The sequence below is a fragment of the Alcanivorax sp. MD8A genome (genome assembly GCF_002888555.1).
In the GTDB taxonomy this organism is placed as follows: domain Bacteria; phylum Pseudomonadota; class Gammaproteobacteria; order Pseudomonadales; family Alcanivoracaceae; genus Alcanivorax.
This window is the reverse complement of sequence record NZ_AQOQ01000002.1, coordinates 125,263-151,869: the sequence shown is the minus strand read 5'-3', so window position 1 is coordinate 151,869 and position 26,607 is coordinate 125,263. Positions and strand designations below refer to the sequence as shown.

Sequence of the window (26,607 nt, the reverse complement as noted above, 5' to 3'; positions counted from 1 at the left end):
GGCGGCTATTCTGATTGTGAGGGTGCCGGCCTAGTCTGGAACCATGATAACCACCAGAGGCAGCACCATGGACCCGGCAACCTTGAACAAGCAGGCCATTGCCTGCGCCAAACACTATATGGGCAAAACCGCGTGGCCGACAATTGCGCTCACGTTGGCCGTGGTGGTGGCCTTTGTTGCCACGCTGTTACTGTTTGCCAATGGCACCCTTGGCCCCTGGCTGGCCTACTTCCTGGTGGCGGCGCTTACCTACATGTCGTATACGCCGCTACATGAAGCCGCCCACGGCAATATCCATGGCCAGAACGATAGCCGCAAGTGGATCAACGATCTGTGTGGCTACTTGGTGGCCCCCATCATCGCGATTCCTTATGCCTCGCATCGCATCGAGCACTTTACCCATCACCGCTATACCAATCAGCCGGACAAGGACCCGGATTTTGTGGTCAGCGGGATGCAGAAAAATCCTTTGGCGATGATCATCGCCGGGCTGCGTTTTCAGTGGATTCAGAATACGTTCTTTGTACAGCACAGCTGGGGCAGTGCCTCGCTGAAAGAGAAACTGATTTACTGCAGCGAGCTGGCCGTGTCGCTGGGGTGGCGGATTGCCTTTCTGGCCATGGTGGATCAGCCGGGCACGGCCGCGGTGTTACTGCTGGGCTACTACACGGGTGGGCTGTTCACTGCCTACTGGTTTGCCTACCGCCCGCACCACCCGTACAAGGTGAGCGAGCGTTACCGCAATACCAACAGCCTGATCATGCCGCGCTGGATGAAACCGGTGGAATGGTTCTGGCTGGGTCAGAATCTGCATTCGATTCACCATCTTTTTCCGCGCGTGCCGTTTTACCAGTACCACGCTTTGCATCGGGATATCGAACCCATTCTGCAGGCCCAGGGCACCCCGATTATCGGCATTTTTTCGCGTGAGCCGGTGGCCGCGACAGCCCAACCTGAAGGCGCTGACTGATACCACGTTTGACGGCGCAATCAATAATCCGCCCCGGAACGCTTCCGGAGTGATCCGCTCTCAGGTCCGCCATTTGGATCTGACAACCCTCAAGATAACCGTCGCCGCCTAATTGCTGCACAACCTCTACATTATACAATGTAAACGTGAACCATCTTCGAGGATTTAAACACCATGTTTACAGATTTTACCAGCCATCTGACGACAAATGGTGCATTTTTTGATCTTCGCCATCTGTAATTAAATGTTTCACAGTGATAACGTTCGCGCGCCACAACACATAACTCGGGAAAGTTATCATGAAGTATTCAAACAAAGCCGTGTTGGCCGCGGCGATTGCTGCTGCCTCTACCCAGGCGCTGGCCAATGGCCTGGCGCTGAATGAGCAAAGCGCCTCCAGTGCGGGCTCGGCTTACGCGGGCCGCGCCTCTAGCGCCGCCAATGCCAGCACCCTTTTCGGCAACCCGGCCGGCATGAGCCGCCTGGAACGTGCCGAGGTGTCCGGCGGCCTGGCCTTTATTGATGCCAGCACCGATATCAGCGATGCCGAAGGGCAACTGGCCCCCGGCCTGCCCGTGTCTGGCACTAACGATGGCGACATGGTGCCCTTTTCCACCATTCCCTTCGGCTACTACGTCACCCCGATCAGCAACAAACTGCACGCCGGTATCGGTGTGTATGCGCCGTTCGGCGTGGAAAGCGACTACGAGAATGGCTGGCAAGGTCGCTACGAAGGCGTCACCAGCATGGTGCAGGTTGTCACCATTCAGCCCACCGTCAGCTACGCCTTCAACGATCGCGTTTCTGTGGGCTTTGGCCCGACCATCAATCACATCTCTGGTGAGCTGACCAGCAACGTGCCGGCCGCCGCCTTCAACCCGGCTCTGGCCGCCATGTCTGACGCTGATGTGGAAATTGAAGGGGACGACATTGCCTACGGTTACAACGTGGGTGTGTTGTTCGGCATTACCGACCGACTGGACTGGGGCCTGACCTACCACTCCAAGGTCGATTACTCCCTGGAAGGTGACACCACCATCAGCGGCACCCCCGCCCCCGTGGCGCCTGCCATCGACGGCAAGTATGACGCGGAACTGGACATCACCATGCCGGAATCCGTGGATACCTCTTTCAGCTTCCAGGCCACTGACGCACTGGCACTGTACGCTGGCGCCACCTTCACCCGCTGGAGCCGCCTTGAAGGTATCGAAGTGGAGAACAGCGGCGTGAATGCCATGTTCCAGTCCAGCTTCGGCACCATTACCGAAGAACTGGAGTGGGAAGACACCTGGTCGTTCGCCGTGGGCGGTGCCTACCAGCTGAACCCGAAGTGGGTGATCCGCGCCGGCTATGCCTTTGACGAGTCCCCCACCAACGACCAGCACCGTACCGTGCGGATTCCGGTCAGCGACCGCGATATCTACACCCTGGGTGCCGGCTGGAACGTCTCTGACGACCTGACCCTTGATGCGGCCTATGCCTATATTGATGAAGAAAAAGGCGAGGTTAACCAGGACACTTACAGCGCCGACTTCGAGAACAGCGCTCACGGCCTGGCCCTGCAAGCCACCTACCGTTTCTGATCAGCTTCAGCAACGGCCATAAAAAAACCGGGCTCACTGCCCGGTTTTTTTATGCTTCGGCGTGAGCGCTGCGGCGTCAGCCCGCGCCCTGATTTTCCAGCTCGGTCTCGGTGAGATGTTTGGGATGGTCGCGGGTGACCTTACCCACCCACAACGGATGCGGCTCTGCCAGTCGCAGGCGCTTGCGAAACTGGGCACGCACCCCCCACAAACACGCCGCCACGGCCACCACCACCAGGTTTACCAGCAGGGCATCCGGTTCTTGCCAGGCATGACTGCCCTCCACTGCCACCTGCGCCAGTGGAATCGCCAGATACAGGAACGGCATGATACGTAGCCACAGGCCACTGAAACGCAGCGGCGAAGCGCGCAGACTCCACAACACCAGCACCACCAACACCCACCAGAAGATTTGCCGCTCCGCCGATGCCACCAACGCGGCCCAGGGCGTGTAAGGCAGCAGCTTGCTGACCAGAAAACTGAAGGCGATGCCGCTGACCACCCCGAAACACAATCCCAGGGTCAAACGCAGCAGGAAGGCCGAGCTGCGTGACGGACCAACACGGTCACTGCGCCGCTCGCACCACAGGATATTCCCGGACACAAACAGCAACGACCCCAGCAGCCCCATGGCGAAGTACAACAGCTTCACCCAGACGCCGCCGTAATCCCCGAAGTGCAGGGAATAGACCGGGGAAATCGCCGCAAAGTTGAAGGTGCGATCGCCCGGGGCGCTGATACGCAGCGGCTTCATGGTGTTATCCAGCACCACATGCACATGATGGCCGAGGAAACCCGGTTGCGAACCGGCCACATCCATCCAGCCTGCGGCATCCCCGTAGCCTCGAATTTCCACCCAGCCCACGTCCATGCCGGGCAACTCGTTATTGGCCGCCGCCAGGTAATCCGCCATGGGCGCCATGGCGAGGGTCTCCCCCTGGCTTTGCACTGGCGGCCAGACGTCGGTTTCCTTCTGGATCACCCCTTGCAGCTGCGGGCCGAACACCAGCAAACCGAGCACGATGGCCATGACCGTAAACAGCCCCATGGCAGCACCGGTGACCGACATGATCAGGTGGAACGGGAAGCTGATGATGCCAATCAGGTTGTGCAGGTTTTTCCAGTAGCGACGCAGGTTGCCCTGGTGCTTGAGGGCAAACAGTTCCTTGCGGATTTTGGGCCAGTGGATGATCAGCCCGCTGAACAGCGCCACCCCGTATAACACGGCAACAAACCCCATCAGCGTCATGCCGATGTTGATCAGGCCTCCGTTACCGGGAATGCCCAACTCGTAGTGCAGCTCATTCACAAAATCCGCCAGCTCGGAACCCGGCTGCTGCGTGAAGCTGCCATCTTCTGCAAAGTTGGAGGCATGGGCCGTGCGCCACTCCCCCGGTGCACCGTCTTCGCCGGGCTGGAACCACATGGCCCCGGGGTCTTCATCGGGCAGGAAATACATACGATCGGCCGAGGCCGGGAACCGCGAAATCAGTTGCTGCAGAAAGTGGTCCGGGGCCGCCGGGCCGGCTGCCTGCTCATGGCCGTGGTGACTTTCCTGCCAGTGATGCAGCTCGTGATGGAAGACATTGATAGCCCCGGCGAAAAACGCCACAAACAGGGCCAAGCCACTGACCATGCCCAACCAGGCATGCAGGTCGATAAAACGGCGTAGACGATCTGCCTTCATGCGGCCCCTCCATAAATACCGGTGGTTTGCAGGGTCGCCCAGACGATGCCATTCGCCACCAGCAGGCCCACCAGGGGCGGCCACGCTTTTTCGGGCAGCGCCACCAGCAAGCTAAGACTCATCCACAGCAGCATGCCAATGATCAATTGCAGGACCAGCCAGCTGTTCCAGGGCACCGGAACCCAGGCAGCAGCCAGCCCCATCAACATCATCGACAATGGCAGACTCAACAACACGCCGAATAAGGCTCTCATGGGTTGCGCCCCATCTTGCCGGAAACTTTCTGGAACGTATCGCGATGATGGCCTGCGAACAAGGCCATCAGGAGTGCAGGCAGGGTCAGCAGCCACAGGGCCACCATCAGCCCAACGCCCAGGCCCAGCGCCATGACCCACAGCACCGCGCCGGCCAGCGCCAGCAACAACGCGAGCAAGCGCGCCACGCCAGGCAGCGGCTGGTCCAGCCAGCGTTGCTGACGGTCAGAGAGATAAAAGAGGACAACGGCCGCGAGTGTGGCCGGGAGTGCTGCTACCCACATAGATGAGAACCAAAGACAGGAAATGGTTCTCATTTAATAACGGTTGGCCGTGACGGGTCAATGACACGGCCGGCCAGCACTATTCTGCCAGCTCTTCCATGCGCAGTGGCGCCAGTGCTTCGGTGGCCACGCTGAGCCGCGCCGTTGAGAGGCGCGTCCAGTCAATGCCATTGCGGTCGGGCATCCACACATCCTTGAAGGCCGCTGCATCTGCCACGGCCATTTCCGGGGTCAACATCGCCACGCCGTGGTAGTTCCCCACCACACCTTCTGCCTGCCGAATCACCGTCCACCACTCGCTGGGCCGGGAGCGTAGCACTACCCCCGGCAAGGAGCAGTCCACCTGCTGTTCCGTGATGCAGCATTCCAGCTGGGCATCTTTCTGGACACTGGCCCCCTGACGCCAGAGTGACGACCCGGCCACCATGACCACCGAGGGGAAGGTGCGCAACAGGGCCGCGCAGCGCTCGGCATCGGTGAGCGGCTCGCCCAGCACCACCCGATAAAAGATTGGACGCGCCGGGGCGACCTGGCGAATCACGCCCGCCTCCAGCCAGCGCAGCGCCACATCCAGTGCGCTTTCCTGCTCACTGATGGCTTGCTTGAGATCCGAGAGAGAGAAAATACGGGGCATGCCATCGAGTAACGGTAGCGCCTGCTTGATTGCTTCCATACTACGAATCTACCGGTTGTGCGGGGGGAAAGGAGAAGCCAAGGGCGCCACCGATGGCCATGACGCCGCGCAGCACATGACACACCAACGTGACCTGGCCCGGCTCGGGCAGGCCATTGAGGCGCAGGGCGGCCAGATCCACCAGACGTGCATCCAGTATGTCGATATCGCGCTGGTAATCCAGTGCCGGGCGCTGCATTTGCGCCAGGCGCAGGGTCAGCAACTGCCCCTGGGTGTCGTCTTCCAACGCCGCGTAGGCCCGCTCGACCAGACTGTAGCTACTCAAATGCTGCAGCGCCGCGCCACGGGGATGACGACGCTGTGCCACCAGATTCACGGAAACAAAGAAAGACAGGACGGATGCCAGACGCTGCAGCGCAGGGGGCCAGCTGGCACCACGCTCTTTTGCAGACAGATACCAGCCCCAGGCACGCAACCGTGCCACGTCACTGCGCAGCTCCCGGATACGTTGGGAGGAGTGCGCATCGCTACCGGATGCACGGGTGGCCCGATAGACCGCCAGATATTCATTCAGTGCACGCAGCCGGTGCGCCACCGCCTGACGGGCCAGACGCTCCCGTGGTACCGAATTCGGAGAGGAAACTACTGCCATACCGGGACTCCTGCTCAATGCCCGCACAACCCTGAAATCAAAACCGTGGCCGTTATCCGTCGGCCTTGGCACACACTCTAGCGATGCCTGAATCCGGTCCACAGAGGCAAAGCGTACCGATGTGTTGCCCCGCGTTGCGGTTTGTATCCCCCATGAAAACAGTGCGGAACCACATCACACTTTTGTGGCCTGATGTAGGATATTGCCCCGATTTAGTAAGGATAATCTCTTACATCCAAGCCTGCCCTTTGGTGTAAACAGCGCATGGCGCTGCCACCCGGGAGTCGTAGCCCTGTTGCCATGGAGTCGTTCTGTTGTCTTTTTATCGTGCCCTTGTCCCGTTCGCCGTTGGGACCGCTCTGGTCATTACCATTGCCCCTGCAGTGAGTGCCCACCCTGGCGGGCTGGACAAGCAAGGCGGCCATTCCGATCGCAAAACGGGCACCTACCACTGCCACACCGATACCTGCCGCCAGCTACATCAACAGCAGGCCGAAGCAGAACAGGAGGCCCGCGATGCCGGGCGGGCGTTTTCCACGCTCTATGATCGGGACGACTGGCCCCACTGGGACGATGAGGATGGCGACTGCCAGAACAGCCGGGCGGAAGCCCTGATCCGCGCCAGCCAGGCACCCGTGAGCTTTACCCGCAAGGATCATTGTATTGTCGCAACCGGCCGCTGGTACGACCCCTACAGCGGGCACACCTTCACCCGAGCCCGGCAACTGGATGTGGACCACATCGTGCCCCTGCGCCACGCCCACGGACACGGGGGCAACCAATGGAATGAAGCCTTGCGGCGTCAATTTGCCAACGACCCGGACAATCTACTGGTGGTATCGGCCAGCGCCAACCGCAGCAAGGGAGCCAACAGCCCGGACCAGTGGCTACCCGCCAACCACGCTTACTGGTGTGAATACGGGCAACGCTGGTCGGCCATCAAACAACGCTATCAATTGATGATTACCCCACCAGAACAGGAGACGGTAGCGCGGTTACTCGCCAGCTGTGCATCGGAGTAAGGCTCACTCAAGAAGAGACGCAGGATTTGGGGAAAGCTGTCGACGACAGCCGCTCAGGGCCGTGGAGGGAAAACCTTCGAAGGTGACAAAACATAAAAAAAGCCGCCCGTAGGCGGCTTTTTGGCCGTGCACCGATTACTTGGTGTCAGCGGCGTCTTCCATGTCGTTCACGGACTCTTTGGCATTGTCATAGGCGTTGTCCATATCTTCGCCCATTTCTTCCATTGGCCCTTTGCTATCCGGGGTGATTTTCTCGATGGCATTGTCCACCTTCTGGCCAGCTTCTTCTGCCGGACCGTCGTTGGCATCACAAGCGGCCAGAAAAGCGGTGGAAGCAAACAGGGCGGCCAGTGCCGCTTTACCGAAAGTACGCATAATGTCACTCCTTGATGTTTCGGCTGAAAACGATGCATACAGTAACGCCCTGAAAAAACGCTGGCCACGGGCAAGGCCACACTTGCACAGCATTTTACGAAGCCTTACGAATCTCACCGTGACAGGTAAGATAACGCCTCTGATCGCGGGGAAAACGGACTACCTATAATGAAAAAAATTGGACGGGAAGTGGGCGGGCTGGCCCAGCTGGTCACCCGCTTTGGCAACGAAATCACGCAAGTGGTGCAGGATATACATGGCAGTGTCGCTAATCCGTTTGGCCTGCGCGGCCAGGATTACACCCCGGCCCCCATGGTCTACAACCTGGTGCGTTACGGGTTTCGGCAGGCCGGCAATCTTGCCGGGCTGGCCGACCTGGCGGCCGACCCGGGCCGAGAGTTGCGCGATAGCCTGGACCTGCAAAGCATCCTGAACGGCGTGTTTGGCCAGCTGCTCGCAGAACAGAACAGCAGCTATGCCTTGCCCATGAGCTTGCTGCCCAGTGGCTCGCTGCGGGGAGATACGCTGGTGCTGTTTATTCATGGCCTGTGCATGAATGATTCCTGCTGGAACAACCCCGCCGCCGACCACTTCAGCCAGTGGGCCCGAGGCAAATTCAACGCCGATGTGCGCTATCTGCGCTACAACACCGGCCTGCATATCTCCGACAATGGTCGCAAGCTGGCCGGCCTGCTCGCCCATACCGCCCTGCCCGAGCGCATCATTCTGGTGGGGCACTCCATGGGCGGGCTGGTTGCACGCAGCGCCCTGCACCAGGCTCGTGAGCGCGGCGACAGCTGGGCAGACAAGGTCAGCCATCTGGCCTGTCTCGGCTCGCCCCATCAGGGCGCGCTGCTGGAGCGAGTGGGCAACAATGCCAACCGGCTACTGGCCACCACGCCCTGGTCACGCCCGCTGATGCGGCTGGGCAACCTGCGCTCTGACGGGATCCGCGATCTGCGCTTTGGCTATGTGCTGGAAGCGCAGTGGCGTGACCGTCCTCTGGACGACACCCGCCCCAGTGCCAAAGTGCCCCTGGACCCGGCGGTGAAACAGCTGTTTATTGCCGGCAGTGTCAGCGAACCGGAGCATCCGGCACCGCGGGGCGATTGGCTGGTCTCCGTGGACAGTGGGCTGGCCTCGCGCCTGTACCCGGATGCCCCGCAGCTGACCCGGGAACTGTTCTACCAGATGGGGCACATGACCATGATTGAAGAAAGCCGCACTTATGCCCGGGTGCAGCGCTGGCTTGAGGACTGACATGCAGTGCACCCTGTGCGCCAGCGACGCGCGCCCTTTTGCGCAGGTGGATGGACGCGACTACTTTCGTTGCCCGTGTTGCCAGCTCACCTTCGAGCATCCCGACCGGCTACCCGGCCCCGACGAAGAAAAGGGGCAATACGACCTGCACGACAACCGACCGGACGACCCCGGCTACCGACGCTTTCTGGCGCAACTGGCCGACCCGCTCTGCGAGCAGCTATCGCCGGGGGCGCAAGGCCTTGATTTTGGCTGCGGCCCCGGACCGGCATTGGCCGCCATGATGACCGAACGGGGCTACCCGTGCGGTACCTGGGATCCGATTTACGCCAGAGACAAAACGCGATTGAGCGCGCAGTACGACTTTGTCACCTGCACGGAAGTCATTGAGCACCTGCACCAGCCGGCCCGCGAGTGGGCCTGGTTTGCCGGCCACGTTCGCCCCGGCGGCTGGCTGGGCCTGATGACCCGCTGGCTAACCGACGACGACGCCTTCGCCCGCTGGCACTACCGCCGTGACCCCACCCACGTCTGCTTCTGGCAGCCGGCAACCTTTGCCTGGCTGGCAGCCACACAGGGATGGGAGCTGCACCTGACGGGCAACCCGGTGGTATTGATGCGGAAACGGCCCTGAGGGCAGTCTGGCTAGCCTGCCACGACGACGGCTACCGTCACGGCGAGCAGTGACAGTGGCAGCACCACAACCGATGATCTGAGTGCGCGTTCGTACCAGGTGGCGAATTTATATTGCAGTTCCATAATTTTGATATCCCCTATTACCCCGCAGTCAGTATAGGGAATGACAAAATGCCATCACATCACCCAAATGGGGTATATGAGGCACCTGCTATCTAGCCAAAAGTATAACTACAAACTGTGGAGCCAGAACTGCATGGGTTTGCGTGACAGGGCGCTATCACCGATATCGGCCCAATCGAAATGCGCCACCAACTGGTTCTGGGGAAAATACCCCCGCCCGCGCCAGAACGGATCCAGCGGCTGGTAGCCCTCGGGGCGAGCGGGATGATCGTCGGGGCGCTGCACGGCACAGAACGCCGTATGGCGATAGCCAAAGTCTTCGGCGTACTGCTCTCTCAAATCAAAAAAACGATGACCAATCCCCTGGCCACGCCAGTCTTTTTTCAGCACCGATTCACCGAAATAGAACACCGTATTGATCTCGGCACCTAGTTGGCGAAACGGTGCCTGGAATTCGTCATCCGCTTCCCGAAGGGGCAAGCCCGTAGCGGCACCGACCAGCTTGTTGAATTCCAGTGCCAACACGAACACGCTCTGGTCGGACTGGGCATAACGGTCCAGGTAACGGCGCTCGTAGCTCAGGTCGCCCGCATACAAATACGGAAAATCACGAAACACTTCGATGCGCAGTTTGGCCAATTCATCCAGCCAGGGCTCTACCGCAATACCGGTGACCGGGCGAATTTCCACTGAAGACATGCCAACTCCTTGCAACCATGACGATTCAACAAGGAATCAATAGCACGATGGCCGCGCAAAGGAAAAGAGCAAGGGGGGCGCAGCTAGGGCCAGGCCAAAATCACGCCGGTGAACCACAACACCACGAACACCGCCTGACGGAAACGCGCTTCATTCACATGATGGTGGAGCAGCTCGCCTACCAGCATGGCCGCAATCACCACCGGAACCAGGGTACCGATGCGTGGCAGGGCGGGCAGCAAGGTGCCATCCAGCAGGAACACCACTGTGAGCAAACTGTTCAAGACCAGCCAGACCAGAATCAGGGTCGCACGAAAGCGCTGCTTGTCGAGCTTGAGGCCGCTTAGCGCATACACCAAGAGAGGCCCTCCCGACGCAAACAGGCCATGCGTCACCCCGGCCATCAACATCCAGCCACGGGACCAGAGCCCACCATGCGCGGTGACCGCCAGGCCACGATACATGCGCCACAGTTCGCGGCTGCTGAACCAGAGCACCAGCAAACCAAACCCGCTTTTGAGCAATTGCTCCCCCAGCCACGGGCGTAGCCCGTAACCCGCCAGGGTACCCAGCACCATTAACGGCAGGATCAGCTTCCACAGGGTTGGCCAATGGATCGCATGACGGTGACGCCAACTCAGAGTGCCACTCATGACGATATTCAATGGCACCAGTACCGGCAGGATCTCCGGGATCGGCAATACCAGCGCCCCCAATGACAGGGCAATCACAATGCTGCCGAAACCGGTCATGGCTTCGGTGGTAAAGGCGAGAAAAATGAACAACCCCAGCAACAGCCAGGGGGAGGCAAGCAGGTCCATCCGTTATTGCTCCAGCTCGCTGGCAAACTTGCGCAGCATCAAACGCTGATAGAGATCCGGCGCAACACGCCAGAGTACGCTGGCAAACCAGGTAAACCGGTCCGGGAACAGTCGCTTGCGGCCTTTTCCATAGGCTTCAAAAACCTGCTCGGCCATCCATTCTGGGGTTCGCATATTGCCTACCATGGAGCGGGCATGCGCTGCAGGCTTGCCATCATGACCCAAGGCATTTTTCTCGATGGGGGTGTCCAGAAAACTCGGATACGCCATGAGAATATGGATGCCATAACGGGATACTTCCCCACGCATGACTTCAAAGAACTGCCCCAACGCGCTCTTGGCACTGCAGTAACCGGCTCGACCGAGCACCGGCATCCAGCCTGCCATGGAACCGATATTGATGATGCCGCCGCGGCTTTTCTTCAGCAGGGGCAGACAGGCCACCGACAATTCCACCGGCGCCTGCCAATCCACCGCCATGACTTTTTGAAAAACACTCATGGCCGTTTTTTCTGCCAGTGAACGATGGGTAATCCCGGCATTATTGACCAACAGATCCAGCCCACCGTGTTTTTCCAGCCAGGGAACCAGTAGGGTGACGGCATCGCTGTTGGTGACATCCAACACCCGGCTGGTCACTCGCTCGGCATCCCGGGCAGCCAGCGCTTCGACTCTTGCTTCAAGCAATACTTCGTTCATGTCGGCAAGAATCACCCGGTAGCCTAACGCAAACGCCTGCTGCGCCAGCGCCCAGCCAAGGCCCGAGGCAGCTCCGGTAATCAATACGGTTTTCATGCCGTTGCCTCCCTGGAGGCCAACCAGAAACGAAAGGTCTGCTCCGACGTTTTCTTCGGTTGGTAACCGAATTCCTGTTTCAGTTTGTCGTTACCCAGCACCGGTCGATAGCGCAGGAAATTCACTTGCGCCGGGGTATAACCGGTGAGGCGAAGAGCATGCCCCACCGCCAACCCTGCACGAATCGCCCAGGCAGGAACCGTGACAACCGGCTTGCGCAAGATGGCTGCCAATTCGGTGATCGTCAGCGCCCCATCGCCGGCCAGATTAAAACAGCCGCTGCGTTCTTCTGTGACGCCTTTTTCGATAATCGCCAACACATCCTGATCCCAGATAAACACAAACGGGGACGGAGAACCGGCGACCGCCAACAGACGCTTGCCATCAAACAGGTTGGTGATCAGGTTACGCGTGTTGGCGCCGAGCACGGTGCCCGGTCGCAACACCAGCTGGCCCAGATGAGGATGCCGTTGCCGGTAATCCGCCAGCAGCGCTTCCACCTGACGTTTGTGGTCCGAGTAGGCAAATTCAGGATTGCCCCGCAGGGGGTCGTCTTCACTGATCCATTGGGGGTTGTCCGCATGGTAACCGTAAGCGGCCCCGGAACTGGTGACCACCAACTGACGAACACCGCAGGCCACACAGGCATCCAGCACATTGCGGGTGCCATTGACATCGATATCGTAATCGCGCTCGCGATCACCGCTGTCTTCCAGCACCGCCGCCAGGTGCACCACCTGCTCGATGCGGTGCTCCTGCATCAATTCACCCAGCGAGGGCTCCCGAATATCACGCACATAAAAGGGAAAGTCAGCACTGTCATCCTGGCGAATATCAACCCCGACCACATGATGATCCGCTGCCAGTCGACGGGCCAACTGACGACCAATGTAGCCCGCCGCGCCGGGAATCAGAATGCGTCGTTTCTGTTGCTGACTCATCAGGGCTCTCCACGTGAATTGCCATGAGTGCTGCCCGCTGCCTCAGCGGCTTGCGCCTCGCGGCGGGCAGTGCGCCTGGACCAGATACCGGCCAACACCAGCCCGCTGACCAGGTGCCACACACCCCAGAACGCGGCGATCAAAATCATGCCGCTTTCGTCCGGGAAAAAGGTGAACAAAATGGCCAGTCCCAGACCGGAATTCTGAATCCCCACTTCCATGGTAATGGCGCGGCGATCTGCCCGGGGCAAGCCGGTGAAGCCGGCCGCAAAGGCCCCCAGCCCCAGTGCCAGAAGATTCTGGAACACCACCAGCCCCACAATGCGGTCGGCGGTGGCCAGAAACACATCCACGTTATTGCCAAAGGCCACGCCAACAAACAACAACAACACCAGCAGGGTGATATAGCGCATGGGCTTCTGGGCGCCCCGGGCAAACGCCGGAAACGCCTTGCCCACAGCCATGCCGATGACCAGAGGCAAGCCCAACACCAGCACGACCAGCATCAGGATTTCCAGGCTGTCGAGTTGAATGTCGGTAAGAATCGGTCGGGTATGGGGATTGATCCAACCGTAGAGAGAAAAGTTGAAGGGCGTCATCACCATGGCTGCAAGGCTGGACACGGCGGTCATGCTCACCGAAACCGCCACATTGCCCCGCCCCAGCCAGGTCATGATATTGGAAAACGAGCCGCCCGGGCAGGACGCCACCAGAATCATGCCCAGCGCCAGTTCAGCATCGACCTCGAACCACCAGGTGGTCAGGCAGGTGGCGGCAGGCAACAACACGAACTGCGCCAGCAGCCCAACGATGGGAGCATCCGGTCGCTGTACCACTCGACGGAAATCGTCCCCCGTCAGGGACAGCGACACGCCAAACATCATGAATGCCAGAATAACGTTGAGAATCAGCAGATTCTCGCTGCCGAAATGCACCTCCATCTCACACCCCCTGCTTCAGCTGGGTGATGTGGGCATTAACCGCCTTGCGGTAGCTATCCTTATGCACGTAGTACGCCATGCGTGCCAGTTTCAGATAGTCAAATCCACCATCCAGATTGCGTGAGGCCTCTGCCGTGGCCTTCTGCTCCAGCGACTGCGCCTGCGGGTTGCCATCCAGACGGGCACGCAAATACAGCGCCACCATTTCCGCCTGTTCGTTGCGCCCTTCCCAACCCAGCCCAGCGGCTTCCACCATGCCCATCATGAACAGGTTACGGTGTTGGGGATGGAACACATTCAGGTATAACTGCGGCGCATCCGCCCCTTGCCAGTTGAGCTCCTGTGCATCGATGAAGGGGTAATCCAGCTTGTAGCCGGTGCCCATCAAAATCAGATCGTAAGTCCGGGACTGGCCGTCGGCGAAGGTCACCGTCTTGCCAACAATGCCGGCAATATCGCCATGGGGGGTAATATCGCCGTGGCGAATATGGTGCAGCACCAGGGAATTGATCACCGGGTGAGATTCATAAAGTTTGTAGTCAGGATCCGGCAGGCCGTAATCGCTGGGCTTGCCGACCAATAGCTTGATCAGGGCTGCGTCGATTTTCTGTTTGACGATACGTGGCAACGGGATTTTTCCGCCAATGCTGTCGGTGGCCTTGCCCGCAATAAACTTGGGCAGAAAGTAATAGCCACGGCGTACCGACATATCCACACTGGCAGCGCGGTGTACCGCATCCACCGCAATATCGCAGGCGGAGTTGCCGCAACCGACGACCAGCACGCGCTTGCCTTCGAATACGTCTGCCTTGCGGTAGTCACAGGAATGCATCAGCTCGCCTTCAAACTTGCCAGGCAAACTGGGCATATTGGGCTTGTGCAAGGTGCCATTGGCGATCAGCACGCCGTCGAAGTGGCGAGTCTGGCTTGCCCCGTTACAGCAGGTAGTGACATTCCAGCCTTCCCCTTCACGCTCAACCTTTTCGACCCGCGTAGAAAATTCATAGCAATCGTAAAGATCGAAATGCTCTGCATAACGACGGAAGTAATCACGCATGTCGCTATGCCGAGGGTAGGTCGCGACCTTGTCCCCCATGGGGAATTCCCTGAATTCCGTCATGGCTTTCGACGAAATCAGGTGAGCAGATTCGTACATGGTGCTATGGGGGTTATCAATGTCCCAGAGCCCGCCTACATCGGTGTTGAGATCGAAACCGATGAAAGGAATATTGTACTTTTTCAGGTTTCTGGCCGTGGCCAAGCCCATTGGGCCGGCACCTATCACTGCGTACATAACTGTCCCGAGTCTTCTTTTTAGAATTCCCTGAGCCAGGCTCAGAGTTTGGTATGATGTCCAGCCTAGGTGTGAGAGTCTTCCCTCGCACGGCTAATTCAGGACCTGTCCACGGTTAAATCAGGACCGCCATACCATGCCTCACAGCCCCACAGTCACAGTGCGCTTTACCCAGGCCATCAGCCAGGCGGCAGAAACGCTGGGGTTTGCCCTGCCTGACGCGCTGCGCAATGGGTTTGCCTCGCAGGAACGGGTCAGCCTGGAACTGCAGGGGCAGATATGGGAGAGCTTTTGCACCCAGGCGGACGATCCACTGGTCGGCGTGCAATTCGGGCTGGCCATGGAAGTCGGGCACCTGGATACCGCCGGTATGGTGCTGATGAGCTGTGAGACGGTACGGGACGCACTCGACAGCCTGATCGACTACTACCCCATCGTCGGGGAAGGAGGGCACTTTCAGTATCACGAAGACGCTGACCGCTGCATTATCCATTACCTGCCGCAGTACCAGACTCGCCAGGCGGAACGGGTCGAGGCCGCCATGGCAACCCTTCTGCAGTTGTCCCGCTGGACCACAGGCAACAAACTGGCCGCCCACAGCCTGCACTTCACCCATGCTGCCCTGGATGATAATCGCCGTTATGAGTCGCTGCTGGGATTGAGCGATGTGCGCTTTCTGTGTGACCACAACACCCTGATCATCCCGGTCACGGATCTGGACCTGCCGCTGATCTACGCCAACCCTGCCCTGTGCCAACACCTGCGCACCCTGGCAGACCAATTGCTGCAATCTCTCGGCGACCAGTCTCTCAGTGCCCAGGTCACTGAACAGCTCCGCCAGCACCCCCACTGGGGCAAGGAGAAAGTGGCCGACACCCTGGGCATGAGCGGCCGCCATCTGGTGCGCAAACTGGGAGAGGAAGGCACCAGTTTCAAACTGCTTCGCGACGGCTTGCTTCAGGGGTTGGCAGAAAAAAAACTACAGGACGCCCAGCGACTCAGTGATATTGCGGAGCAACTGGGTTTCTCGGATGAGAGTGCATTTTCGAAAGCGTTCAAACGCTGGACCGGCATGACGCCGGCCCAGTTTCGTGAGCAACAATAATCAGGCCTTTTCCAGCGCCTGAGTTATATCGGCCAGAATGTCATCGATATGTTCGATGCCGACAGACAACCGCACCAGATCTGCACTCACTCCGGCACTCTTAAGTTCATCATCGCTGAGCTGACGATGGGTTGTGGTCGCCGGATGGCAAGCAAGAGACTTGGCATCACCGATATTCACCAATCGCTTGATCATCTCCAGGGCATCAATAAACCGGGCACCAGCATCGCGGCCACCTTCGACACCAAAGCTGAGGATCGAGGAGGGTATACCGTTATCCATATAGCGTTTCGCCTGGGCATGGTCCTTGTCGGAATCCAGCCCGGCGAAGTTCACCCAACTCACTTTCGGGTGGTCCCGGAGAAACGCCGCCACCTTCATTGCGTTTTCGCAATGACGCTCCATGCGTAGCGACAGGGTTTCAATGCCCTGCAGAATCAGGAAGGCATTCATGGGAGACAGTGCCGCCCCCATATTGCGCAGCGGGACAACACGCGCGCGACCGATAAAGGCCGCCTCCCCCATGGCTTCCACATAGACAACGCCATGATAGCTGGGATCAGGCTGGTTGAATTGCGGAAAACGCGGGTTGTCTTTCCAGGGGAATTTTCCGGAATCAACAATCGCACCGGCAATGGTGGTTCCATGCCCGCCCATGTATTTGGTCAGGGAGTGCACGACGATATCAGCACCATGCTCAAAGGGGCGACATAGCGCCGGGGTGGCAACCGTGTTATCAACCACTAACGGCACGCCCGCATCGTGGGCCACTTTCGCCAGTGCCGCCATGTCCACCACATTCCCGGCCGGATTACCGATGGATTCGCAGAACACCATCTTGGTCTTGTCATCAATCGCGGCGGCAATGGCTTCAGGATTCCGGCCATCGGCCATGCGCACTTCAATGCCCTGATTCGGCAAGGTATGGGCAAACAGGTTGTAGGTTCCGCCGTACAACTGACTGACCGACACAATATTGTCCCCCGTACGTGCGAGGGTCTGTACGGTAGCCGTAATGGCCGCCATGCCAGACGCCATTGCCAGCGCAGCAATTCCCCCTTCCAGCAACGCAACACGTTCTTCCAGCACGGCGTTGGTCGGATTCATGATGCGACTGTAAATGTTACCCGGCACTTTCAGATCGAACAGATCCGCGCCGTGCTGGGTATCATCAAAATAATAGCTTGTCGTCTGGTACATGGGCACAGCCACCGCATGTGTCTGCGGGTCGCCCGCAAAGCCCCCGTGTATCGACAGGGTTTCCTTCTTCATGATGGTCGGTCCTCTCTCTTTTCACGCAAACGCCACAAATGCGGCAAAAAAAAATTATTTTATCTCAGGCTCTTTCCAGAAATCGAACTGCTTGGGGATGTCCGCCATAGCGGTCTCGAAACGGGGTGCACGTTTTTCCAGGAACGCGGTAAAACCGTCCTTGCCGTCCCAGAACTCGTTAGACCAGTAAATCATTTTGGATTCCACCACATGTGCTTCAGCGGGGTGACTGAAGTTAGGGTTGCGCCACAACATCTGCTTGGCCAGTGCCACAGCGATGGGGGAGCTCTTGGCGATCATCTTGCGCGCCATGCAGCGGGCAACATCCAGCACTTCGCCTTTGTCATGGGCACTGTGAAACAGGCCGGCTTCCACGCCTTCTTCCGCCATGAAAATGTCACCACTGATCACCCACTCCAGCGCTTTCTGCATGCCGACGACCCGGGGCAAGAACCAGGAGGAACAGGCTTCCGGGGTGATGCCTCGCTGGGTGAAGACGAAACCGATCTTGCTGTTTTCTGCCACCAGTCGAATGTCCATGGGCAGGGTCATGGTAATGCCCACCCCCACGGCAGCACCGTTAATGGCGGCAATCACCGGTTTGCGGCACTGATAAATGGCAAGTGACAGCTCGCCACCGGAGTCCCGGATTTGCTCAAGCGGCGGATCCATCCCTTCCGCATCGTCATAACCAAACAGATTGCCGCCATCCTCCGGCTCCATCTCCATGCCGGCACAAAACACCTTGCCGGCACCGGTAACGATGACCGCACGCACCTCATCGGTGCTGTCGGCGTAATTCAATGCATGAACCACCTCATCCTTCATGCGCAGGGTAAACGCATTCAGTCGTTCGGGGCGGTTAAGGGTAATGGTGAGAATGTTCTCGGAAAGCTCGGTCTTGATGTCCTTGTAATCCATGATGACTCCGCATTGTTGTTGTCAGGACGGCCGTGTCTGAGAGATGCCCTCGGGCACAGAAAGCGGCACTACCTGTACCGGTTGCCCCCGAGCATAGCGCGATGGCAGGGCATCGAACATGGCCCGAAGCGTCCGGTTGAGATGGGGTTGATCGTAAAAACCGGCGGCCACCGCCAGCTCGGTGAGGGTCATGCCGCTTTCCCATAACGCCAGCGCCCGCTGGCTCTTGAGGTGCAGCACAAATCGTTTGAAAGTGACGCCCAACTGCTCACTGAAAAGACGCCGAAAGCGGGACGCTGACAGGTTGGCCTGCTCCGCCAGCTGCTCCAGATCCACCTCCTCATGCTCGCGTAGCACCCGGCAGGCGCTGGCCACACGTGGGTCCAGTGGATGAATAGTGGCGGTGTCGCGAATGGCGGCCAGCAAACGAATCACACTGTCGGGGTGCGCTTGCGCTTCTGCCAGGGGAGGCAACGCAGTCAACAAAATCTGCTGAAGGTGTCCCCCCATGCCAGCGGACAGCCCTCGCCAGGCAGGTTCATCTGGATCGAGGTGAATGACTGCGACCGGCCCTTCACTGTGCAGGGTCTGGGTCTGCTCCGGGGGAACCAGGACGATCTGCTGATCGAGTCGCCGACCATCCACGGTGACATTAAGCGGCCCTTGCAGCCCCACCAACAGCGACGCCGCCACATGCCGGTGCGGCTGATTGGCCATATTCGACAGCACGGCCAGCCAGCCCCCGCGCCAGACATAGAGCGGGGACAACAGACGGGGGTCGGATACCGGCGACAGTGTAGACATGCCGGTCATGATGCCCGCCCGGAGCCGGGCGGACAATGTGCGGATCAGGCCGAAACGGGGTGCTTGCGCAGACCCAGCTTGTGGGCCAGTTCAATGGAGACAAACATGGGGCCCACCAGCAGGAACACCAGGTCATCCACAAACGAGGGTTTCTTGCCTTCTACCTTGTGGCCCCATACCTGAACGGCCCAGGCCAACAGCCACACGGCAGCACTGGTCCAGCCCAGCGACAGGGCGCTGCGCTCCACCAGTACGATGGCGGCGATGGACGCCGCCAGCCAACCCGCCATCAACAGGGTCATGCCGGCAGACATCCGGAAATAAAAGGGCATGCAAACGAGCGCCAGCAGGGAACCGCCATTGACCCAATAGGCCAGACTGCCCTCCAAACCCAGCCACTGACCGACCGGAATCAGCCAGAACAGCCCTAAGGTGGAGACAAAGATGGCGGGCACACACAGGATGTGCACCCACTGGTTTACCGGATTCTGGTGACTCTCTGCGTAGTCGCCCAGAAAGGTGTGAAGATCGCGCATGCCAGCTCTCCCGAGTTGTTGTTTTGAGCTGGTCTTACGCTAACCCGGGGCACGCGGACACAATTGTACGAAAGGGCCATGATACGTTTCGCAGCCCTTACCGGCATCGCAGGCACCCTCAGGCGCAAGCGCGTCGACTGTCCTTCAGGGCGCGCAGCACCTGATCACGGGTCAACAAGCCCACCAGCCGTTTCTGGGCATCCACCACCGGGTAGATCTTGGGTTTCTGGGTCACCATCAGTTCTGCCACATCCACCACGGAGTCACTTTCACTGACCGTGAGGGGTTGATCGTGCATGAACTCATCCACAATCAGACTGCCTTCGCAGTGATAACTGGATACCAGCAACTTGCGCAGGCAATCCTGCTCGGACACAAATCCCACGACCCGCTGACTGTCATCGACCACGGGCAGTCCGGTGAATTTGTGTTGCAGCAGAATTTCCACCACTTCGGTGAGCTCTGTGCCCGTTGCCACCGCCATCGGATGTCGGGCCATGAGTGCGGCCACCGTTAGATCGCTCATGATGCGCTCCTTAAACGCTGAACGTCCTTTGACTATACCACCGGGCCGGGAAACTGCCCTTGCGATTCCGCTATCGGACTGATCGCCGGTTCTGATGAGGCGGTGCACCAACAGGTGACGTACCCCCTCGCGCTTCCTACAATGGGAACGCGCACAAAATACAGGGACAGAGGGCAAGGAATGGGATTCACGCGACAGCCACGTTTTTGGGGTCTGATTCTGACCTTGCTGCTCTCCGGGATGGCGCCTCCTGCCCAGGCCGCCACAGCGTGCGAACAAGCGGAACAGACCCTGATTGCGCTGGAGCGCGAAGAGCAACAACTGGCCTCTGACCGTCAGCGTCTGCAGACCATCCTGAATGGGGAGGTCCCCGCGCCGCAGCAACTGGAAGGGCTGCTTGGGCAACCACTCGCCCATCCTGACGCGGTCTCGGGCAACCCGCCGGCCAAACGCCAGAGCACTGACAGTCGCTGCCAGGCAGTCCAGAACGACATTGAGGCCCTGACCGAACAGTTGTCGACGCTGGACACCGCCCTTTACCGCTTGCGACATACCCTGCTGAGCATGAGCCCGGCCCAGCGCCAGGCCCTGGCCCAATTGAGCACCCTGCATAACCAGTTGCAAGAACGTATCGACGACCCCCAGAGCAGCCCCTCGCTGGTCACGGGCGCCAGACTCGTACAAGACCACATTGCCCGCCTCTGGGCGCTAGTGCCGCACATGGCACAGTCCGATGCCGGGGTGACTGCGGATCTGGATCAACTCTGGCATCAACCTCCTTCCCTGTCACCGCCATCTCCCATCACGACGCCTTACCGGGACCTGATCAAGGCCCGGCTGGAGGTGCAGAAACAGGTTCGCGACCTGCGTGCTGATCAGTGGCATCGCCGCCACCTCAGCGACATGGTGCTGGACATGGGCGGGCTGACCGGCATCCCAGCGGTACTGGCACGGGAGGGCGCCCGAATTCAGCAACGGTTGATGGATACGATCACCCTGGTGCGTTATGACCTGAGCGCACCGATCCGCCGTACCGGCTATATGCCCATCGTGCAGAACATGCTCGCTCTGGTGCTGGGCATCGCCGGTTTCGTGCTGCTGGCCAAACTGGCCCATCGCAGTCGCCACTGGGCCCTGAGCCTGCACGAAAAAGTCGTGGCCGCCAGCGGCCAGCGCCGCTGGCTGCGCAATGCCAGCCGGCTGATCAGTGGCATCGCGCCGATGCTGCCCTGGCTGCTGTTGTGGTTTTTCCTGGGTCAGCTGGCCCCCTTGCTCGACAGCCCCTCGACCAAGGTACTGCTATGGCTGCTGCCGTTTGCCCACCTGTACGTGATTTACGGACTGGCCAGCCTGGTCGGGGAATGGCTGATTGGTCGCGTCGCCCAGAGTGCCAACACCTACCTGAGTGCTGACCAGTCGCGTCAGGTCATTGCCCACTCACGCAAGGTAGCGGGCTGGCTGATGGTGCCGTGGTTCCCTTTACTGGTGGTCTGGGAAAGCCTGGGGCCGTCCTTGCTGTATTACCTGCTGGCAGGGTTACTGGGTACCAGCCTTTATCTCGCGGTCGGCCGACTGCTGGCACTGCGAAATCACGATTACCTTTTGTGCCTGCAGGCAATCCTGCCATCGTATCTGGACCCGGTAGCCGAGCGTCTGTTGACGCCATGGCTGTTCTGGCTTTTTGCCCCGCTCATGTTGCCCGTCGCTCTGGTCAGCTTTCTGGTGGATTTTCTTGACCGGGTACTGGCCGATTTTGACTGGTACATGCGTTTCAAGGCCCGCTGGTTCCGCCTGCGCACCAAGATCAATAACGAGGAAGATGACGAAAAAGCCAACAGCGCCGAAACACCGGAAGAAGGCAACTACGAGCGCTGGTTTGCCCAGGAACTTCCCGAAGGCAGCAAACTGCCTTTCATCGATACCGGCCTGGTCGCTGCCATGGAAAAGACGATACAGCGTTGGCATGGCGACAAGACCGACGAAAATGCGCTGGTCGTGGTCGGCGAGAAGGGCAGCGGCAAGAGCATCAGCATAGGCAAGCTGCAAAGCGCCCTCAGCGACAGCTGCCAAGGCCTGGAAGTCATTACCCTGAAAGTGCCCGCACGTACCATTCAGCCCGATGAGATCCACCGGCTTGTCGGCGATGCCCTGAACGTCGAGCTGGTGGAGCAAGGCCCGGCCGCATTGGTAAAAAGCGATGAAAGCCGGGCTCCGACGCTGCTGATTCTGGATGAGGCGCAAAACTTTTTCCTGGCATCCCAGGGGGGGCTGGCGGGTTGGCGCACCGTGCTGAGCCTGGTTAACGCACGGCTGGATAATGTCTTCTGGTTACTGATGATCAATAACCAGAGCTGGGCCTATTTATGCAACGTCTTCGGCCGTGACTATCAGTTCCGTAATGTGGTGCGGGTCAAGCGCTGGGGGCAGTCGGATATCCGCTCACTAATTTTGTCCCGCAACCATCTCGGCGGCTACCAGGTCAGTTACGACGAAGTCCTGCTGTCATCACGAGGGCCGGAGGCCGGCAATGTTCGAAATGCCGAACAGCGTTACTTCAGCCTCCTGTGGGACGCCAGCCGGGGAAACCCGCTGGTAGCACTACGTTTATGGCTGACCTCCATCAAGGTACAGGGCCGCCGTGTTCAGGTCGGCCTGCCGACGCCGCCATCCGCAGGCATCCTCGACAGCATGGGAGAAAACGCCCTGTTTGTGTATGCCGCCATCGCCACCCACGGCCGCCTGAGTAGCAGCGAAATCAGTGCGGCAACCTGTCTGCCGGAAAATGTGGTGCGCTATGCGCTCAAAAGTGGCTTTGATGCCGGCTTCCTGAAAAAAACCGACGACAATCGCTACCGCCTGGTGCCCCTGTGGTATCAGCCGGTGATCAGTTACCTGACAAGGAAGAATCTGCTCAATGAATGATGGAAATATCGTCAACGACCTGGCGGTTGTCGTTGAGCTGTTCAATGTCTACGCCATTCTGCTGCTGTTCATCGGTGGCTTTGTGTTGTGGGCGCTGAACTGGGGCATCAGCAAAGCCGGCCAGAAAGTCACTGAGAAACTGCCCACCCGGCGCTTCCTGATCCTGCAGATCACCACTCTGATCGGTTTTGTGCTGTATACGGTGGGCGCCATTGCCCTGGTGGTCGGAGTGCTGCAACCCCCGAAAGAATTCATGCTGGCAGCGGGCGGCTCGGTGGCCGTGGCGCTGGGCTTTGCCCTCAAGGATATTGCGGCTTCGCTGGTGGCGGGCTTGCTGCTGTTGTTTGATCGCCCTTTCCGGGTCGGCGACCGGGTCAGCTTCGACAATGTCTATGGCGAAATCGTGTCCATTGGTCTGCGCACCGTGCGTCTGCAAACCCTGGACGACAACCTGGTGACCATTCCCAACTCCCGCTTCATTACCGACGTGGTCGCGTCCGGCAATGCCGGCGAGCTGGACATGATGGTGGTCACGGATTTTCACGTGGGGCTGGATGCCAACCTGGAAGAGGCCAAGGCAATAATCGAAGAAGTTATTTTCACCAGTCGCTTCGCCTATCTGAAAAAGCCGGTGACTTTCGCGATTGAAGAAATCGAAGTGGGTTACCGGTTGGCCATTCGTCTGCGGGCGAAAGCCTACGTTCTGGATGTCCATTACGAAAAAGCTTTTCAAAGCGATATCGTCGTGCGGGTATCAAAACGCTTCACCGAAGCCGGGGTGATCCGGCCGGCATGAGCCGGATCAACGTGACTTACGCCTGGCCCCTGAGGTAGCGCCGTTACGCTCAGCCAGAATCTCTTCCAGTTCTTCCCGGGACAGATAATCCAGATCCCAGTGATTGGTAAAGGTTTCCTTGTAGCGATGACGCCCACGGTGAAGATCATCGGGCGTGTCACCCTGATGGGCAGGATGATAATCCCGGTAAGGATTATCCTCTCCTGCGTGGTGATCTGACAGCACGTCTTTGCGGGTAAAAAGCCGCTGCTTCAAGCGGGTGATAAGATTGCTCATGCACACCTCCATTACCCAAAGGGTAACAGGCTGACGCCATCAGCACGTGAATCTTCAGGCCACCAGTTCCGGCTTGCCGAGCATATCCGCCAGGCGAATCAAGGCGCGCTTGCGCAGATGTTCGCTGTCTCGCTTCGACGGATGAAAATCGCGCTTGTAGTAAGCCAGGTATGACTTACCGAGTTTACGCAACCAGCCCGGCTTACCCAGCAACCAATTCAGGCCACCCCGCACCGACTTCCAATCGGTCGGGTCATCCATTTCCTGACGCAGCTGAATGTAGTGATAGATAGTGAAACCAATAAATTCAACGGTGGTGAACGCCATCTCGGAGCTGCGAACCCAGTAACTGTCGACTTGCTCTCTGTAAACATCAAATGCCACAGATTTATGCTCACTTTCTTCAATGGCATGCCATAGCCACAGCGGCACCATTCGCTGATCCATGCCTTCAATAAATTCCGGATTTTCCAGAATCATTTCTGCCAGCATGGCAGTGAAATGTTCCAGCGCACAGGTCTTGGCAAGCTGTCGCTCGGGGGACAACCACTTGGCCATGAATTTGAGGCCCTGCTTCACATAGGCGTCGACCTTGTGTGTCGGCACGCCCTTGGATTCCATGAATGCGTTGAAGGCATCATGCTCATTGCCATGATGTGCTTCTTGCCCGATGAAGCCTTTTACTTCTTCGCGCAGCATCGGATCCTGAATGCTTTTCTGGAAGTATCGTACGGAGCGGACAAAAAAACGCTCCCCTTCGGGGAAGGTGCAGGACAACGCCGTCAGCAACATGCTTTTGAACTGGTCGTTGTCAAACCAGTAACGCGGGATGGACGGGTCAAACTCGAAGTCCATGCGGCGAGGCTGAATATCACTCTGGTTTATTCTTTTAGGCGTTTTCGCTTGCGCATTCATGATGTTTCCTCCGTATACCGATACAGTATTCGGTAGTAAGGAGGTGGGACTCTAGTGCAGGTTGTGCCATTTTCGGGATCCCGCGTGGACAAGAATGGCCCTTAACCCAGAATCACCGCCTGATCCCTGCCTTGCCCCTTGGCCTGATACAGGCTTTGATCCGCCGCTTTCATCAGCGCCTGCGCGGAAACCGGTTTCGCGGGACACCAAGCCGTGCCACCGATGGAAAGGGTCGATAATTTATAGCCACTTTGCTGGCGCTGAATGCGCCGATTATAGTCCCTGACCCTTTTTACCAACCGCCAGGCCACATCGCTGGCACCTTCGACATCGGTGTTTGGTAACAGCACCGCGAACTCCTCACCGCCGATTCGGGCAACCCTGTCACCCGGCCGAAGCAGCGACTCTGACAATAGCCGGGCCACGGTTTTCAACACCTGATCACCCACATCATGACCATGGTTATCGTTAATACGCTTGAAGTAATCCATATCGATTAACAAGAGGGAAAAGGGGTGGTGCCGATGGCTGGACTGCTGGGCCAGCTCCGCCAACCAGCGATCGAACGCCCGCCGGTTGGGAATTCTGGTGAGCGGGTCTTCACACGCCTCACTCTCGGCACTGCGGGCGGTTTCTTCGGCTTGTACGCAGGTGCGCCGTAACTGGGCCTCGCGGCGCAAACTGGTTGATACCCGACGCATGCTGCCCACGGCAATATCACGGGGAAACAGTTCGATCAGATAACAGTCCTGCCATTCCCCTTTCAGGCTGATTCGGGAACTGGTTGGATAGTAGTGCTCCAGTGGCGCCGCCAAACGCGTGCCCATGTGAGCGCTCTGACTGTTACGTCGCACACTACGCAGAAATTTCTCGCCCCCTCCAAGTAAAAGCACAGCCATATTGGTTGGCGCTCCGTCCTTGAGCAAGGCCGCCGCCTGACGATTGACGGCCTTGATGCAGCCCTGCCCATCGATCAGCAATACCGGCAGGGAAATCGCATCCAGAATCGCACCGCATTCAGGAGTAATCATTAGGGATCTGCCACAAAGTACTCACGACCAGGCCCCTCTTCACTGGGGTCGAGGCTGACTTCTACCCGGCATTGCGCATCACCATTCGCAATCGCTTCCTTGATTTCCACTCTGGCATAGCCGTTGTTTTCTGCGGTAATCACGCCAAAGACATTGGACGTCATCATGCACAAGGCGGGGCGGCCATTGGCATGGCCACCAAACGGGCAACGCCGGTTACCGAGAATGATTTTTTGATCACTAAGCTCTAACAGATAGAAATCGCCTTCAATGCGACGTTTCAAATCCACCAGCACAGCGGCAACCTGCTCGAGATCGAGCCGCCCCACATCCAGGGCATCCTTGTAGGCTCGATTGATACTGTCGCCCATGTTCTGACCGACCATGGCGATCAGCCCTTCTGCATGTTCCAGCCCGGCAACATCTTCGATGGTTTCAGCCAGCTGACCGAGCAGCTGACGCATGAAACGGTCCCTGTTCAAAGGGATACTGGCATTCTTCACCTCATCCATGGTGCCTCCCTCTCTCTCGC

The 26,607-nt window shown here is 58.7% G+C and carries 29 protein-coding genes; 8 read left to right on the top strand and 21 right to left on the bottom strand.

All coding sequences use genetic code 11. The features are described from left to right. Window positions 1–43 precede the first annotated feature (43 nt). Window positions 44–970, top strand: coding sequence for a fatty acid desaturase (locus A15D_RS01815; RefSeq protein ID WP_233191999.1), 927 nt, complete (start codon window positions 44–46; stop codon window positions 968–970). Window positions 971–1,269: 299 nt separating this feature from the next. After that, window positions 1,270–2,553: an OmpP1/FadL family transporter gene (locus tag A15D_RS01810; protein WP_102790514.1), complete on the top strand. Its 1,284-nt coding sequence runs from the start codon at window positions 1,270–1,272 to the stop codon at window positions 2,551–2,553. Between the two features lie 76 nt (window positions 2,554–2,629). On the opposite strand, the gene A15D_RS01805 is transcribed toward A15D_RS01810, so the two are convergent. The 5 genes from A15D_RS01805 to A15D_RS01785 form a co-directional block, all read right to left on the bottom strand. Continuing rightward, window positions 2,630–4,240, bottom strand: a complete 1,611-nt coding sequence (locus A15D_RS01805; RefSeq protein WP_102790513.1) for a PepSY domain-containing protein — start codon at window positions 4,238–4,240, stop codon at window positions 2,630–2,632. After that, window positions 4,237–4,494, bottom strand: a complete 258-nt coding sequence (locus A15D_RS01800) for a hypothetical protein (protein ID WP_022985673.1) — start codon at window positions 4,492–4,494, stop codon at window positions 4,237–4,239. Before A15D_RS01800 ends, A15D_RS01805 begins: the two co-directional genes overlap by 4 nt. Further along, window positions 4,491–4,778, bottom strand: a complete 288-nt coding sequence (locus A15D_RS01795; RefSeq protein WP_102790512.1) for a hypothetical protein — start codon at window positions 4,776–4,778, stop codon at window positions 4,491–4,493. Before A15D_RS01795 ends, A15D_RS01800 begins: the two co-directional genes overlap by 4 nt. Window positions 4,779–4,857: 79 nt before the next feature. After that, a complete protein-coding gene (locus tag A15D_RS01790) occupies window positions 4,858–5,451 on the bottom strand; it encodes a hypothetical protein (RefSeq protein WP_102790511.1) in 594 nt (197 codons plus the stop codon). 1 nt (window position 5,452) lies between these two features. Continuing rightward, complete coding sequence (locus A15D_RS01785) at window positions 5,453–6,064, bottom strand: hypothetical protein (protein WP_102790510.1); 612 nt, start codon at window positions 6,062–6,064, stop codon at window positions 5,453–5,455. Between the two features lie 314 nt (window positions 6,065–6,378). On the opposite strand from A15D_RS01785, the gene A15D_RS01780 reads away from it, so the two are divergent. Next, window positions 6,379–7,086, top strand: a complete 708-nt coding sequence (locus A15D_RS01780) for a YHYH domain-containing protein (protein WP_102790509.1) — start codon at window positions 6,379–6,381, stop codon at window positions 7,084–7,086. A gap of 135 nt (window positions 7,087–7,221) precedes the next feature. On the opposite strand, the gene A15D_RS01775 is transcribed toward A15D_RS01780, so the two are convergent. Then, entirely contained in the window at window positions 7,222–7,461 is a 240-nt protein-coding gene (locus A15D_RS01775; protein ID WP_102790508.1) for a hypothetical protein, read from the bottom strand. Window positions 7,462–7,629: 168 nt separating this feature from the next. On the opposite strand from A15D_RS01775, the gene A15D_RS01770 reads away from it, so the two are divergent. After that, window positions 7,630–8,721 (top strand): alpha/beta fold hydrolase, encoded by a 1,092-nt coding sequence (locus A15D_RS01770; protein ID WP_102790507.1) that lies wholly within the window; start codon window positions 7,630–7,632, stop codon window positions 8,719–8,721. 1 nt (window position 8,722) lies between these two features. Further along, window positions 8,723–9,355 carry a class I SAM-dependent methyltransferase gene (locus tag A15D_RS01765; protein WP_102790506.1) on the top strand — a complete coding sequence of 211 codons (633 nt, stop codon included), beginning with the start codon at window positions 8,723–8,725 and terminating at the stop codon, window positions 9,353–9,355. A gap of 233 nt (window positions 9,356–9,588) precedes the next feature. Here the strand turns inward: A15D_RS01765 and A15D_RS01760 are convergent, their stop codons facing one another. From A15D_RS01760 to A15D_RS01735, 6 genes are all read right to left on the bottom strand, one after another. Then, window positions 9,589–10,179: a GNAT family N-acetyltransferase gene (locus A15D_RS01760; RefSeq protein WP_102790505.1), complete on the bottom strand. Its 591-nt coding sequence runs from the start codon at window positions 10,177–10,179 to the stop codon at window positions 9,589–9,591. 83 nt (window positions 10,180–10,262) lie between these two features. Further along, window positions 10,263–11,000: a sulfite exporter TauE/SafE family protein gene (locus tag A15D_RS01755; RefSeq protein ID WP_102790504.1), complete on the bottom strand. Its 738-nt coding sequence runs from the start codon at window positions 10,998–11,000 to the stop codon at window positions 10,263–10,265. Between the two features lie 3 nt (window positions 11,001–11,003). Beyond that, window positions 11,004–11,795 carry an SDR family oxidoreductase gene (locus tag A15D_RS01750; RefSeq protein ID WP_102790503.1) on the bottom strand — a complete coding sequence of 264 codons (792 nt, stop codon included), beginning with the start codon at window positions 11,793–11,795 and terminating at the stop codon, window positions 11,004–11,006. Next, a complete protein-coding gene (locus tag A15D_RS01745; RefSeq protein WP_102790502.1) occupies window positions 11,792–12,736 on the bottom strand; it encodes an SDR family oxidoreductase in 945 nt (314 codons plus the stop codon). The genes A15D_RS01750 and A15D_RS01745 overlap by 4 nt, the downstream gene beginning before the upstream one ends. Beyond that, on the bottom strand, window positions 12,736–13,677 hold the full coding sequence (locus A15D_RS01740; RefSeq protein WP_102790501.1) for a bile acid:sodium symporter family protein: 942 nt from the start codon (window positions 13,675–13,677) through the stop codon (window positions 12,736–12,738). The genes A15D_RS01745 and A15D_RS01740 overlap by 1 nt, the downstream gene beginning before the upstream one ends. Window position 13,678: 1 nt before the next feature. After that, entirely contained in the window at window positions 13,679–14,971 is a 1,293-nt protein-coding gene (locus A15D_RS01735) for an NAD(P)/FAD-dependent oxidoreductase (RefSeq protein ID WP_022985687.1), read from the bottom strand. A gap of 136 nt (window positions 14,972–15,107) precedes the next feature. Here A15D_RS01735 and A15D_RS01730 point away from each other — a divergent pair, with 136 nt between their 5' ends. Beyond that, entirely contained in the window at window positions 15,108–16,076 is a 969-nt protein-coding gene (locus tag A15D_RS01730) for an AraC family transcriptional regulator (protein ID WP_022985688.1), read from the top strand. Here the strand turns inward: A15D_RS01730 and A15D_RS01725 are convergent, their stop codons facing one another. The 5 genes from A15D_RS01725 to A15D_RS01705 form a co-directional block, all read right to left on the bottom strand. Next, window positions 16,077–17,348, bottom strand: coding sequence for an O-acetylhomoserine aminocarboxypropyltransferase/cysteine synthase family protein (locus A15D_RS01725; protein ID WP_022985689.1), 1,272 nt, complete (start codon window positions 17,346–17,348; stop codon window positions 16,077–16,079). It abuts the gene before it with no gap. 54 nt (window positions 17,349–17,402) lie between these two features. Continuing rightward, window positions 17,403–18,269, bottom strand: coding sequence for an enoyl-CoA hydratase-related protein (locus A15D_RS01720; protein ID WP_022985690.1), 867 nt, complete (start codon window positions 18,267–18,269; stop codon window positions 17,403–17,405). Between the two features lie 21 nt (window positions 18,270–18,290). Then, the gene (locus tag A15D_RS01715) at window positions 18,291–19,082 is read right to left on the bottom strand and encodes an AraC family transcriptional regulator (protein ID WP_022985691.1); all 792 of its coding nucleotides are present in this window, start codon (window positions 19,080–19,082) and stop codon (window positions 18,291–18,293) included. Between the two features lie 35 nt (window positions 19,083–19,117). Next, a complete protein-coding gene (locus tag A15D_RS01710) occupies window positions 19,118–19,609 on the bottom strand; it encodes a DUF962 domain-containing protein (protein WP_022985692.1) in 492 nt (163 codons plus the stop codon). Between the two features lie 118 nt (window positions 19,610–19,727). After that, window positions 19,728–20,135 (bottom strand): CBS domain-containing protein, encoded by a 408-nt coding sequence (locus tag A15D_RS01705; protein ID WP_102790500.1) that lies wholly within the window; start codon window positions 20,133–20,135, stop codon window positions 19,728–19,730. A gap of 180 nt (window positions 20,136–20,315) precedes the next feature. Here A15D_RS01705 and A15D_RS01700 point away from each other — a divergent pair, with 180 nt between their 5' ends. Together A15D_RS01700 and A15D_RS01695 are read left to right on the top strand one after the other, a co-directional pair. Continuing rightward, window positions 20,316–23,057: an ATP-binding protein gene (locus A15D_RS01700; protein ID WP_102790499.1), complete on the top strand. Its 2,742-nt coding sequence runs from the start codon at window positions 20,316–20,318 to the stop codon at window positions 23,055–23,057. Next, window positions 23,050–23,853, top strand: a complete 804-nt coding sequence (locus A15D_RS01695; protein ID WP_022985695.1) for a mechanosensitive ion channel family protein — start codon at window positions 23,050–23,052, stop codon at window positions 23,851–23,853. The genes A15D_RS01700 and A15D_RS01695 overlap by 8 nt, the downstream gene beginning before the upstream one ends. 6 nt (window positions 23,854–23,859) lie before the next feature. Here the strand turns inward: A15D_RS01695 and A15D_RS01690 are convergent, their stop codons facing one another. From A15D_RS01690 to A15D_RS01675, 4 genes are all read right to left on the bottom strand, one after another. Continuing rightward, entirely contained in the window at window positions 23,860–24,129 is a 270-nt protein-coding gene (locus tag A15D_RS01690) for a hypothetical protein (protein ID WP_022985696.1), read from the bottom strand. A 54-nt stretch (window positions 24,130–24,183) separates the two neighbouring features. After that, window positions 24,184–25,044 (bottom strand): metal-dependent hydrolase, encoded by an 861-nt coding sequence (locus tag A15D_RS01685; RefSeq protein WP_031226594.1) that lies wholly within the window; start codon window positions 25,042–25,044, stop codon window positions 24,184–24,186. 101 nt (window positions 25,045–25,145) lie between these two features. Further along, window positions 25,146–26,075 carry a sensor domain-containing diguanylate cyclase gene (locus A15D_RS01680; protein ID WP_022985698.1) on the bottom strand — a complete coding sequence of 310 codons (930 nt, stop codon included), beginning with the start codon at window positions 26,073–26,075 and terminating at the stop codon, window positions 25,146–25,148. Continuing rightward, complete coding sequence (locus tag A15D_RS01675) at window positions 26,075–26,587, bottom strand: methanogen output domain 1-containing protein (RefSeq protein WP_022985699.1); 513 nt, start codon at window positions 26,585–26,587, stop codon at window positions 26,075–26,077. Before A15D_RS01675 ends, A15D_RS01680 begins: the two co-directional genes overlap by 1 nt. Window positions 26,588–26,607: the final 20 nt, after the last annotated feature.